Source organism: Cohnella phaseoli (assembly GCF_003386235.1).
GTDB classification, from domain to species: domain Bacteria; phylum Bacillota; class Bacilli; order Paenibacillales; family Paenibacillaceae; genus Cohnella; species Cohnella phaseoli.
Map to the genome: position 1 here is coordinate 1 of NZ_QRDZ01000002.1, position 12,712 is coordinate 12,712.

At 54.3% G+C, this 12,712-nt stretch carries 8 protein-coding genes; 3 read left to right on the plus strand and 5 right to left on the minus strand.

The features are described 5' to 3' along the window. Positions 1 to 274: 274 nt before the first annotated feature. Together DFP98_RS02240 and ilvD are read right to left on the minus strand one after the other, a co-directional pair. Positions 275 to 1,765, minus strand: coding sequence for a M81 family metallopeptidase (locus DFP98_RS02240; RefSeq protein ID WP_116058946.1), 1,491 nt, complete (start codon positions 1,763 to 1,765; stop codon positions 275 to 277). Beyond that, positions 1,762 to 3,486 (minus strand): dihydroxy-acid dehydratase, encoded by a 1,725-nt coding sequence (gene ilvD / locus DFP98_RS02245; RefSeq protein WP_220377042.1) that lies wholly within the window; start codon positions 3,484 to 3,486, stop codon positions 1,762 to 1,764. The genes DFP98_RS02240 and ilvD overlap by 4 nt, the downstream gene beginning before the upstream one ends. Positions 3,487 to 3,667: 181 nt before the next feature. On the opposite strand from ilvD, the gene DFP98_RS02250 reads away from it, so the two are divergent. Then, complete coding sequence (locus DFP98_RS02250) at positions 3,668 to 4,318, plus strand: GntR family transcriptional regulator (protein ID WP_181917436.1); 651 nt, start codon at positions 3,668 to 3,670, stop codon at positions 4,316 to 4,318. A 129-nt stretch (positions 4,319 to 4,447) separates the two neighbouring features. On the opposite strand, the gene DFP98_RS02255 is transcribed toward DFP98_RS02250, so the two are convergent. After that, positions 4,448 to 6,514, minus strand: a complete 2,067-nt coding sequence (locus DFP98_RS02255) for an OmpL47-type beta-barrel domain-containing protein (RefSeq protein ID WP_116058948.1) — start codon at positions 6,512 to 6,514, stop codon at positions 4,448 to 4,450. A 12-nt stretch (positions 6,515 to 6,526) separates the two neighbouring features. After that, complete coding sequence (locus DFP98_RS02260; RefSeq protein WP_147310116.1) at positions 6,527 to 8,638, minus strand: hypothetical protein; 2,112 nt, start codon at positions 8,636 to 8,638, stop codon at positions 6,527 to 6,529. Positions 8,639 to 9,011: 373 nt separating this feature from the next. Here DFP98_RS02260 and DFP98_RS02265 point away from each other — a divergent pair, with 373 nt between their 5' ends. Further along, a complete protein-coding gene (locus DFP98_RS02265) occupies positions 9,012 to 9,785 on the plus strand; it encodes an IclR family transcriptional regulator (protein WP_246016383.1) in 774 nt (257 codons plus the stop codon). 64 nt (positions 9,786 to 9,849) lie between these two features. Here the strand turns inward: DFP98_RS02265 and DFP98_RS02270 are convergent, their stop codons facing one another. Beyond that, a complete protein-coding gene (locus tag DFP98_RS02270) occupies positions 9,850 to 10,677 on the minus strand; it encodes a helix-turn-helix transcriptional regulator (RefSeq protein ID WP_147310117.1) in 828 nt (275 codons plus the stop codon). Between the two features lie 162 nt (positions 10,678 to 10,839). Between DFP98_RS02270 and DFP98_RS02275 the strand changes: the two genes are divergently transcribed. Beyond that, positions 10,840 to 12,213 (plus strand): ABC transporter substrate-binding protein, encoded by a 1,374-nt coding sequence (locus DFP98_RS02275; protein ID WP_116058952.1) that lies wholly within the window; start codon positions 10,840 to 10,842, stop codon positions 12,211 to 12,213. Positions 12,214 to 12,712 lie beyond the last annotated feature (499 nt).

The window sequence follows — 12,712 nt, forward strand, 5'->3', positions numbered from 1 at the left end:
GAAGGAACGAAGAAGTTCAACAAACAGCTTTTTACTCGATAATAAAAAACGATACGAGGTGTCGTGTCGCTGATGCAGGCTTTCAGAATTCGAATCTGAGTCCACACTTAGCAACTCCTTCGCTTCTACTTTAGTAAATTATATCCATTTTCAGCTGTTGAAACAATGAGAGCAGCAAGAACCAGGCGCTCCAGTAACGTCTATCCATCCGAAACATAAAAAGCCCCAAACTCCGCTGAAAAAAGGAGCTTGAGGCTCTTCAAACCGTATTCGCTTAAAAACCGTCCTCAAACGGATACAGGGGGCGAGGAGCTTTCTTAAACTGCAAGCTTAGAAGATTAGCCGTACTCGCTCCCGGCGTATCCAGAATATAAATGCCGCCATGACGAATCTGCTCGTACTCGGCGCGGAACTGCGCAGCCGATTTGACCAGCACCAGGTCCGCATCCAGTGGCTCCAGTCCAACCGATCGATACATCGCAGGATCGCCGGTGAACGTCGGAAGCTCCATTAATAGCAAATGGATACGGCCGATTCGGACAACCGCGCATTGCCCCATGTTCGCCATCATATTGGCTACCGTTCCCCCGCCAAAAGCAAACGTCCCGCTCAATGACGCATATTCGACGACACCTTCGATTTCCAACGGCTCGCCGAATTCCACGCTAACGGAATGCCCGACAGTCAGCTTGACAACACTTCCAACCGCACAAGCCGCCGCTTGCCGCGCCGCCGCAGCATCGACCATCGTCAACAAGCATGTAAATCGCTCGCCTACCCCCATACTCAACAGCTGCTTGAGCACCGCATTGCTATCCCCCGGCGAGCCCGCTCCGGGACTGTCCGCCGAATCCGATGCAACGATCGGCCCGTCCCTCCGACCTGCCTCAAGCAGATCGCCAATCTCCTCTACGCTTTTCAGTTCAATATCGAATTGCTTGCGTCTATTCCATAAGAGCTCGGCCAAACGCCGCGCTTCCCGCTCAGCCCGTTCGGCGTCCCGGCCAACAACAACGACGGAGCAGCCCAACTCGGCGACATCCAGCCACGGCTGCACAATGAAAAGCGAGGTCGCTAACGAATCGCCGCCGCTTTCGCCCTTCAACGCCTCCCCCCATAGATCGCTCATCGGATTCTCATAGGTGACATGCGCTTCCGCCGGTACGATCATCGGCAGTTTTACATATTTCATATGCGGCTTCAGCCCGTCACGCAAAATAGAGATAAGCAACTGTGCCGCCCGATAGCCCGTCTCGGCATAGTCAATATGCGGAAATGTGCGGTACCCGATGACTGCATCCGCTTGCTCGACGATCGAACGGGTCACATTGGCATGCGAGTCAAGCGTAACGACAATCGGAATGTCACGCCCCACCTTCTCCCGAACGGCCGACAAAATTTCCCCGTCCGCGTCATCCTGATCTTCAGCGACCCAAGCGCCGTGCATAACAATCAGAACCCCGTCAACTTCCGGATACGCTTCGATGCGCTCCAGCAAGTTCAACTTCAGCCGATCCAGAGCCGTCCGTTGAATCGGTCCTGACGAGCAAGCCTGGGCGGCCAGAGTTGGCAGTAAGTTCGCGCCTTCCTCGCGAGCTGCGCGGACCATGCCGCTCAACTCGCTGGCTGGAGCGTCGTCGGCAAGCATCTCATCCCCTTCACGATAGAAATAATCATAAAAGCTCGCCAAATCGCTCGAAGCGGAGCTGAATGTATTGCTTTCCTGCAATAACGCTCCGGCGATAATGTTCATTCTTTTTTTCACGAGCAGGAGCCTCCTTCAAGAGCGGGCCGCGCCGAGCGGGTGTATTGTCCCACTACGCCTTTATGTCGGATAACAGGCGGAACCCAGCTTTCCATTCTTTCTGCGAGGATGGCTTCGATTTCCTGCAAATTACGCAAGACGCCTTCCGTCCCCACAATGTTAATTGTACGATTCGGAATATCGATAAGTACAATGTCATCGTTTTGCGCCACGGCAATCGGCCCGCCGGATATCGCTTCCGGCCCCAAATAGCCTACGCATGGCCCGCGTGTAGCGCCAGAGAAACGACCATCAGTCACTAGTGAGGTTGTGCTCGACAATACGGGATCCGACGCGATCAGCTCCGACATGAAGAACATTTCCGGCATTCCCGTCGCTCGCGGCCCTTGATAACGGATAATGACGACGTCTCCCGGAACGATTTGCTTGCCGACAAGAGCGTCCACGGCGGCGCGTTCGGTATCGAACACCTTCGCAGGACCCTGATGAACCTGCATCTCGGGCGACACGGCCGAAATTTTGATCGTCGCTCCTTGCGGAGCCAGGTTACCGACCAATACGGCAAGCGAACCGTGAGGCTTCAATGGCTTGGCTATCGGATAAATGACGTTGCGGCGATTAAGCTTATAATTGGCCAGAAACATCTCCGCGAAGCGCGGCATTTCATTGGCGCGGTATTCCTGCAAATTCTCTCTCAAAGTTTTGCCTGTAACCGTAAGTACGTCAAGATGCAGCTTGTCCTCAAGCTCCAGCATGACCTGAGGCACGCCGCCGGCATACCAGAACAGCTCGGTCGGATAATGACCCGCCGTCTTCGTATCGACCAGCACCGGAATACCGCGATGAATCTCGTCGATCCTCTGCGCGCTCAGCTCAATGCCGGCTTCTCTCGCGATGGCAATCAAATGCATAACGGCGTTCAGCGAGCCGCCTACAGCCGAGTGTACCATAATTGCATTTTCGAAAGCTTCCATCGTCAAAATATGCGAAGGCCGGATGCCCGCCTGCACGAGCCGCATCACTTGCTGCCCCGCCGCGCGCGCCGCCCGTCCGATCTCCGCGTTGGTAGCCGGAATCAACGCCGACCAGGGCAGCGCCAATCCGAGCGCTTCCGCCACCACCTGCATCGTCGCCGCCGTCCCCATATACTGACAAGCGCCGCAGGTTGGACAGCAGGCGCGTTGGAAGGCGAGAAACTCCTCCTTCGACATTTTGCCCTGATCCACTTCCACGCTCATATGCCACAGCTCTTCGTTCGATCTCATGCAAGGCCCCGCGCCCATCGCCCCGCCCGGAACGTGAATGGCCGGGATGTCCAGCCGCGCAATCGCCATCAAGTGAGCCGGCACCGCCTTGTCCCCCGCCGACGATAGCACCATCGCATCGAAGGGCGTCGCCATCGTGTGTATTTCCACCATCGATGCAATCATGTCTCTGGAAGGCAGCGAATAATTCATGCCGTTATGCGCCTGCGCCACACCATCGCAAATGTCCGTCGTCGTATAGATCGCCGGCTTTCCCCCAGTCTGGAACACGCCTTTCTCAATCTCGGATACGAGCGCATTCAAATGATAGGAGCTGGGATGGCTTGCGCCATGCGTGCTCTCCACCAGCACCTGCACCTTATTCAGATCCTCAACCGTCCAGTCCATCGACATCCTCAGAGCGTCGCCTTCGAAGCTGATTTTTCGAACCTTCTGACTCTCCAATTGATCGTTCATTTCCCTTTGCTCCTTTGCTGTATCTCCGATTCAAATCCTATTAGAGCAGTTTCAGTATAAAATATCATTGTAGTATTGTCTACAATCCTACTGTAATATATTTTACAAAGTGTGCGCAATAAGCTATAGTTCGAAGTAACAAGATACCGCGATGTGGAAAGAAAGGGAGCTTGCCGCAGCAATGGATAACTTTCGTTTCGAGGAGCAGAAGGTCACTTCGCTCCGCCATAAAATTACCGACGACATTCGCAAAGCGATTTTCAACGGTCAATTAAAGCCCGGAATTCGTCTGCGAGAAATTGAGATGTCCAAGCAGATGGGCGTCAGCAGAGGACCTATTCGCGAGGCGCTAAGAATGCTGGAGCAGGAAGGCTTATTGGTTTCTCAGCCGTACAAGGAAACGATCGTCGCCGAAATTACGCGGGAGGAAGTTGTCGAAGTGCTGCTTCCGATCAGAAATACGTTGGAGCAATTTGCGATTCGCAAAGCTCTGCCGAACATGTCGGGCGCGCACTATGCCAGGCTGGAAGAAATTACGGCCGAAATGTACGAAGCGGCGACGAAGCGCGACATCTACAAACTAGCGGATTGCGATTTGGCGTTTCATGAGTACTTGGTTGGCTTATCCGACATGATGAACATCATCAGCACGTGGAAATCGATTTATAATCGCATCCGGCTCCACTTTCTGACGCAGGCTCTGACCTATGACAATTTGACCGACGTGTGCGACGAGCATGAGAAACTGCTGAGAGTATTAAGGCAAGGCGATATCGGGGAAATCTCCGAAGCTTTGACCGAACACATTCACAGTGTAAAATGGAACGAATAAGGCTGAGCTACAATAGGCCGGCAGCAAGTACGGTTCTCTCATACGAGCCACTATCGGCTAACGACAATCGGCTTTGCGGGCGCATTATGCACCTGCAAAGCCGATTGTTCCTAGCGGGCCTAAAGCTCGCTATTTGATTACCTTCACAATGATTTTCTCACTCGAAGCTGCGCCTGCGGCATTCACTAACTCTCCGCGATACTCGTACGTGCCGACCGCTCTGCCGCTGATCGGTACGACAGCCGACTGCGCCTGCGGCGTTTGTGCCGTCAGCGCCATCTCTGCAATCAACGTTTCATTTTCGTACAACCGATAAGTCGTACCGTTCGTGCCCCACCACATATTCATCTGAATATCGTAGCTGCCATCCCCGTCCCAGTTGTTGCTGGACAACTCCGGCTTGGCTGGAAGGCTATGCGACACGGTCACCGTCCACTCGTCGCTGACTGTCGTGCCGAACTCGTTGATCAGCTCCGCGTAATACACGTAAGTTCCGTTCGCTCTGCCCGCAATCGCAGTCTGCGCAGCTTGGGCTTGCGGAGCCCGGTCCGCCAGCATCTGCGTATCGATCAACGTACCGTTCTCGTATAGCTTGTAAATCCGCCCGTTGTTGCCCCACCACACATTCATCGCAATATCGTAGTCCCCGTCCATCAGGCCGTTATTTTGCCCATTGTTATCGGACAGCGACGGCTTACCGGGAACGCCGGTGCTGGCCGATGCAATGTTGCCGACGGTCGCTGTTGCCGTGCCCGTATTCCCCGCCGCATCGACAAATTCAAAGGTAAAGTTTCCATTATACAAAAACTCGTAGCTATCCGCTCCGTTATTGTTCGTAACGGTAACCGCTTCGCTTGGCGTAACCGTCGCCGTCACGGCTCCATCGGTCGGGTCGGTCGTGCTGTAGGCGACCGCAGCCGTCGGCGCAGTACGGTCGACCGACACGGAAGCGGTCTGTATTTCTTCCGTATTACCGGCTCCATCGGCGCTCCGGTATTCCAGCGTATGGACGCCGTCGGACGAAATCGCGAACGGTCCGCTGTAAGTTGTCCACTCTCCACCGTTCAGCCGATACTCCGTGAAGACGCCGCTTCCCCCGGCAGCGCTCAGATTAACCGTCACCTCGGAGACATACCAGCCGTTGGCTCCGTCCGGCTGCTCGGGTTGAAGCGCCAGCGCCGTTTCCGGAGGCTGACCGCCGCCGCCCTCATTGAACAGATTGTCCAGAATATAATCGGCTCGCTCATCCTCCGCGTCGCGGTTCAGCTCGAACCAGCTGTCGACATAATCGTACAACTCGTCGATTTCGGCTGCGCCTAGGCTGTCCAAATTCGGAATCTCACTGCCGTTAGCCTGCCCTTGCGCAATAAGCGGTTGCAAACGCGTATTATAGAAATTCACGTCGTCGGCGTCTCCGCCCTGCCACTCTGTCTGCAGGTCGGCTACCGTGTCGTTGAATGCCTGCCACGCTTGCCGGATTACATTTTTCTGAATCGCTGTACGAACAGCCGGCGTCGGTTCTTCAATATCGAGCGTATTAAACCGGCCGGCCTGATGCACCTTGCCGCCCCAAGTCGGAGAATGCGAAGGCGACCAGCGAATCATCGCGAACTCCCAGTCCTCGCCGTTAAGCGGCACGTATTTGTATGCGGCTTTCCAAGGAATGAACAGCACGCTGCCCCATCCCGTAGGAAGCTGCTCGTTGGTCAACACGGCATTGCCCTTCAGAGGCAAATTGTCGCGGTATTCCGTCTGCCATTCGTAATAATTTACGGCGCTGCCGTTCGTCTCGAAAATCATCTGATGATAGGGCAGATCGCCTAACCCGTACTTGATGAACAGCTCGATGGAGCTGTTTTTCAGGATGCCGTTCGTATCCAGCTCCTGCTCGTTCGATTGGAAGAAAATATAGAGGCCGTCTTCCCGATATGCCGCATACAGCCCGGTGTCGCGCGGCCCTCCCGGGGCGATCGGCGTCTCCACCCAGTACTGTACGAAGCGGTTTTCCTTGAAATCCGGATTGTCGAAGAAATCGCTGTTATACCAAGCCGTCGGCGTGGATAAGTCTTCCGTCGTATAAACGACCTCATAACTGACTTTGCCGGGACTCGCTTCCGCGTACGCATGCGGGAGAGACGAAGCTGCAAGGAGCATCGCCGCCAGCAGCAGCGCATATCGTTTCGCTTTTCTCAACATGGGCATCTCCTCCTAGTTCCCATTTTCCAACGCAAGCAGCTTCATGATGCGGTCGATCATGCCGAGACGAAGCAGATCCGAACTCGTTGTCCGTTCATTTGTCGTCTCCAGCCAGCTCAGCGCTTTGTTGGCCGCAGCGACGCGCGTCGAATTGCCCGAGCTCAGCGCATCTTCAGCCAATTGCTTCAGCTTCGTCGCGTAGCGAATATCGTCGATGCCCTCGCGGAAGCCTTCCCATGCCAGCGTATCGATTACGTCCGTCTGCGTCGGATACACGAACCCGAACGAACGATACGTCGCATCCACATAATCCGACCAAGCGCTGACGTATGGGCTTTCGAAATACCAAATGTAGTTGTAGACCGCGTCGTAATTGGCCTTGTACAGCCACATGCCGTGGCGTTGACGCATCAAGTCGGGATTTTCCGGTCCGGAGTGCGGGTGGGCGTAGTTCGTAATGATCTTGTTCTCTCCCATCCCATGCCATCCTGCGGACTTCTCGCGCGTCGGGTCGCCGACCCAGTTCAGGAAATCTTCTTTGATTTCCAGATTGAAGTGATCGTCATGTCCGGTAGCGAATATTTTGGCGCCGACATCCTCCTTGACGAATCTCCACATCTCCTGCTGCCAGAGCAGTCGGTCCCAGCCCGCCTCGTCCCATGCGTCGAAATAAACGTTCGTATGCCCAAGCGCCTGAGTGACGATGTCGAAGGCTTGCTGAACGTAGGCTTTAGGCGCGACCAGCGTTTGCTCGTAGGCGGCGTAGCGCTGCTGCATAAGCGCTTGATTTTGCGGCGTCGGATTCGCTTCGAAGGCAGCTTTGGCCTGCAAGTACTGCGTCCAGATTGGAAAGTCTTCATTCGACGGGAACAGGGGACCAACGCCGAACAGAGGATTCAGATCCATGCCGGCTTCCTCCATCAGCTCCAGCTGGCGCAAATACGGCTGCGGATTGTTGATGTCGACCGCCGCGTTCGTCGGCAGGTTAATCACATTATGCTCGACCAGATTGCGATACTGGTTGCGAAGCTTCGTCTCCGCCATCTGTACGTTTCCGCTGAAGCCAGCCAGCGTATCCTTCATGCGGGCGCTGTGATAGATCATCGTGTAAAAATCTTTGTCGAGGTCGTAATACGTTTTCGGAGACGGCAGTTCGAATGGGAGGACGCGGATTTTCAGCGTGAGCTGTCCCGCGGGAACGCCGTCAGCCACTATGTCGATCGTGCCCGTATAGATGCCTTCGGGCGTTTCCTTCGGCACGTTGGTCGTCAGCCACATCTGTTTAGATTCGCCCTGCTTCAGCTCGATCGGCAGCAGCGTCGGGCTGTCTTCGAATGGGGCGGTGAAGGAGGAGAACGCGGCCGGAGGGCTTCCCGACACGTCTACGTATTGCGTTCCCGAAGGATAATCGACGCGCACGGAATTGCGTTTCGTCATGTGGTTGACAGAAACCAGCTTCTCGTCATGCAGCAGCAGCTCTGGGGTTAGCACGTCCTTCGTATCGTCGAAAAAGTAACTTTGCCAAGCCGTCCCGCCTTGATACCACGTCTTCACGACGCGCAAGTCTATCGCGCTAGCCGGAATCGATTCTCCGTCTCCCTGCAAAGCGCTGGCCGTAAAGGTGACCGAAGCAGCGTCGGCAAGCGCAGCGAGGACGAACGAAGAAGCTTCGTAATCCCCCTGCGCCGATACGACCCGGATCTGATCGCTGACCGCACCGTCGGTCGGAATCGTATTCGGCAGCCGCTTCTCGGGACTGAGCGCCGGAACGGTGTACAGAATAAACGGCGTATCCGTCCATAATCCGGCGGCTTGGTTCGCATCTTTAGCCAATTGCAGCGCGTATTCCATAGTTTCTTTGATTGCCAGCCCTGCATCTTGCGACAGCGAAGGGGAAGCGATCGCGGTCTCTGCGTCGCTCTTCACTTGCTGCAGATAAGCAAGCAGCTGAGGGCGGCTCGTGGCGCCGATCGCCGTATCCAGCCTGGCCTTCAGCCCGTTTAATTGCGACAGCGTCCAAGCGCCTGAGGTCGAAGCCCCCGTCCCCGAATTGGCGAACGCGGTCGACGCCATCGCCAGCAACAAGCAAACGGCGAGCATAGCAGACCTATAACGTTTACGCATAATCGTATTCACTCCCGTCAAATTGATGATCTTCCAAGACCCATCCCTTCATGCGGGCTGCACCATGATGTAAACGCATACACGATTTAAAATCGTTCGCGAGCTCCCTCCTTCCCGGATGTCGACACCATGCCTGCTTTTCTAGTAAATTTTGTTTAATTCTTTCACATTATAGCATGTGTTTCATATATATAAAACAATATTTTTCATATTTATGAAATACTTTTTATATAAAAAATTAAATGAGTTAAACAGCACCCTCGGTCATCGCAATCTTAAAAACCAATCGCTCTATCGACAAGTTGCCGGGAGTGCGGTAATATAATCTTATGTTTCATATTGGTGAACCAATTTCAAGAAAGGTGTTATCTGCATGGGACAACAAACGCCAAAAGTCAAATCAGCGGATCGGGTGCTGGATATATTGGAGCTGTTTACCGGGGAGAAGGATTCGTACAATCTGACGGAGATTTCCAAAGGACTGAACATGCCGCCGAGCAGCACCTACTTGATCCTTCAGAACATGCTGCACAGAGGTTACCTGGAGACGGACCGCTCTGGAAAACAGTTCCGCATCGGTTATAAGCTGTTTACGATCCGTTCGAGCTATATGCGCAGCTCCAGCTTAACCGGCGAATTTAATTTGATCGCGGAGAAAATTATTGACGACTTGAACGAAACGGTGAGCCTGGCGATTAAAGTGGGACACAACCTGCTCTATATCGGGGAAAAGGTAAGCACGCAGGCGCTCCGATTCAATCCGAACGTCGGAACGACTTTGCCGCTGCATGCCACGGCCTCCGGCAAAATCATGCTGGCCGACCTGTCGATGGACGAGTTGCGCGCCCTCTACCCGCAAGATGAGCTTGAGAAGGTGACCGACAAGACGATCTCCACGTTCCCCGACCTGATCAAGGAATTGGACAAGGTCCGCACCCAAGGCTTCGGCTATAATATGGGCGAGACCGTGGACGGGGTTCACTGCGTGGGCGGGCCGATCTATGACGCCGACGGGCGCACGGTCGCGTCGGTCAGCATTTCGATTCCGGTCGTCCGCATAACCGGCGAAGTATGGGGCAAAGTGCACGACTGGATTAAGCGGTCTTGCGAGGAGCTCAGCGTGAAAGTGTACGGACATCAAAACTGATTTTCGCCAGCAGGCCAACACGGACGCCTTGTTCCGGTTGGCCTGTTTCGTTCTCGGTCGCCTCTTAAGCTTCGCGATACGCCCGCGGCGTCACTCCGATCTCTCGGGTGAACACCCGGCTGAAATACAGCGGATCGTGAAAACCCACCTCCAACGCGACGACCGCTACCGGCTTGTTGCTCCCTCTTAACATCTGCATCGCTTTATCCAATCTGACTTTGGTTATATACTGCACGGGAGAACAGCCGACATACCTTTTGAACAGCACCGAGAAGTAACTGCTGGACAGCGACACCTTGCGAGCCAGCGACCCGCGCTCCAGCGATTCCTGATAGTGGTTATTGATATAGTTCACGCAATCCATAATCGACCGTTCGGCCGAATCGTCCTTCTGTCGTTCATGCAGTTGGTCGCTGATTCGCAGCAGCAGGTTGAAAAAGAGCAATTTGGCCTGTCCGGAGTACCCGTTTTTCTTCTCGGACCATACGCGGTAGAGCAGCAGCATTTCGGAGCGAAGCCCTCGATGATCCGCCAGCGGCTCGACCGGGCCGAACGGCAGCCATTTCTCCGGCGGCTCCTCGCAGCGCGTAAGCTCCCCCTGCCATTTAACCAGCTTGAAGTCGTATTCGATCATAAAGTAGCGAAGCGGGATTTCAGGAGCATTGCGGATGACGAGCCTGCGTCTTGCGGGAATCTGGGCGACGCTGCCCTCCGATAACGGATGTTTCTCCCCATCCAATTCCATGCTGCCCTGACCCTCGTACACGTAAAATAAACTGAGCCTCCCGGTCGACTTTCTATAAAACTGCGTTCCTTGTGTCTCCCAATGCTCCAATTTGCCCTGCACGACGTTCAGAATATGCGGATAAAAACGGTCAAAAAAATCGTACACGGAATCCAACTCCTCCGTTTCACGAATATAAAATATTTTTTTAACTTTTTATCCATTACAATCCACCAATATTCCATATACCCGCCCTGCATTTTTCTGCAAAATTGAGGAGAAAGATCTTTTTTAGACATTCTGATTCAGAAATTTAGGGAGGTTACAGGAATGATTCTCAAGTCGCGATTTTTCTCCGCTTTGTTTGCCAGCATGATGCTTCTGACAGTGGTCCTATCCGCCTGCAGCAAAAATGAGGCGGCCCAGCCTTCAAGTCCGCCGCCGTCTGAAAGCGCTTCTCCTTCGGCTTCGCCGTCGCCCAGCCCGTCGGAATCCCCCTCTCCTTCTCCGGAGCCCGAGCCGGTGGAGCTTAGCGTGTTCGGTTCCATCCCGGAGGATGCTTTTGCGACACAGATCAATCAGTGGGTAACGGCAAAATATCCGGACTACAAGCTGAACTACCTCTGCTCCTGCATTTTGAACATGCCCGATCTGAAAGCCCAAAAGGATATTACGCCTGACATCCTGTACGGCGCGGCCGAAGGAGATCTGCGCGTGCTGCTCGGCGGCAATCTTCAGACCGATTTGACCGGGCTCGTCGATTCCGGCATCGTCGACCTGAACCGCTTCGATCCGGCCTCGATCGCCACCGCCAAGAACTTCTCCGGAGGCAAGCTATACGGCCTGCCGGAAAGCTCGAATCCGATCGCGCTGTTCTACAACAAGGATGTATTCGACAAGTTTAACGCTCCGTATCCGACGGACGGCATGACCTGGGATCAGCTCTACGACTTGGCCAAACAGGTGACCGGCAAGAAGGACGGCGTCAACTATCGCGGCATCAGCATGTTCTACCGTTTTGCGCTGCTCGGCAACGAACTCTCCCTGCCAATCATCGATGCGGAGACCGGCAAAGCGGCCGTGAACAACGACGGCTGGAAACGTATTTTCGAGAATCTGTCCCGCTTTTACAAAATCCCGGGCAACCTGGAAGGCTATGAGCGCGACTCCGGGCTGGAGCTGAACAAGTTTTATGAGCAAAAAAACATCGCCATGGTGCTGTCCCTTTCGTCCAGCTACAAACGGCCTGGCTTCGAGGCGCTTAACTGGGACATGGTCGCCGCTCCGACGTTCGCGGACAACAACGGCGTAGGCTTCCAATCTCTGCCGACCATGATCTACATCACGGATACGGCCGCGAACAAAGAAGCGGCGCTGCAAGCGGTGAACGAGCTGCTCTCCGACGAAGCTCAGCTCGCCGCCGCCAAGGAAGGAAGACCTACTCATCTGCTGAACGAGCAGGTTCGCCAGGCATTCGGCGCCGACGTTCCGCTGCTGCAAGGGAAAAACGCCAAAGCGATCTACTACAACAAATTTGCACCTTCGCCTGCCGTGCATCCTACGCTGACCTTAAACGCGCCGTCGATCCTCGCCTTCGAATTCGAGAAGGTGATCCTCGGGGAGCTAAGCGTCCAAGAAGCGCTCGTCTCAGCGGAATCCGAACTGAACAAGGCAGTAGAAATGGAACTGGCTAACAAACAATAACAGTGTCACTGGCTTGAGCGCATTCCGAAATCGTCTTATTACGTTTTCTGCACAATGGAGAAGTCATGTTGTCATTTTGAAACTGACTTCTCCATTGAGTCGGCTCAGGCCGTTCGAATTAGACCGTCTCGCGGACTTATTGGCTTGGCATCGAGTCGGGTGGTTCGAATAAGACCGTCTCGCGGACCTATTGGCTTGGCATCGAGTCGGGTGGTTCGAATAAGACCGTCTCGCGGACCTATTGGCTTGGCATCGAGTCGGGTGGTTCGAATAAGACCGTCTCGCGGACCTATTGGCTTGGCATCGAGTCGGGTGGTTCGAATAAGACCGTCTCGCGGACCTATTGGCTTGGCATCGAGTCGGGTGGTTCGAATAAGACCGTCTCGCGGACCTATTGGCTTGGCATCGACTCAGTTGGTTCCGTTTCATCAGGCCACTTAGTCCATCAACCGCACATATAAAACAACTTTCGCAGTTGGGACTGTCTCATAAGCGAAAT

What these genes read in the sequence shown, in the direction of transcription:
- DFP98_RS02255 (WP_116058948.1), bottom strand. Translation starts at nt 6,514, where the DNA reads ATGTTGAGAAAAGCGAAACGATATGCGCTGCTGCTGGCGGCGATGCTC.
- DFP98_RS02275 (WP_116058952.1), top strand. Translation starts at nt 10,840, where the DNA reads ATGATTCTCAAGTCGCGATTTTTCTCCGCTTTGTTTGCCAGCATGATG.
- ilvD (WP_220377042.1), bottom strand. Translation starts at nt 3,486, where the DNA reads ATGAACGATCAATTGGAGAGTCAGAAGGTTCGAAAAATCAGCTTCGAA.
- DFP98_RS02250 (WP_181917436.1), top strand. Translation starts at nt 3,668, where the DNA reads ATGGATAACTTTCGTTTCGAGGAGCAGAAGGTCACTTCGCTCCGCCAT.
- DFP98_RS02265 (WP_246016383.1), top strand. Translation starts at nt 9,012, where the DNA reads ATGGGACAACAAACGCCAAAAGTCAAATCAGCGGATCGGGTGCTGGAT.
- DFP98_RS02260 (WP_147310116.1), bottom strand. Translation starts at nt 8,638, where the DNA reads ATGCGTAAACGTTATAGGTCTGCTATGCTCGCCGTTTGCTTGTTGCTG.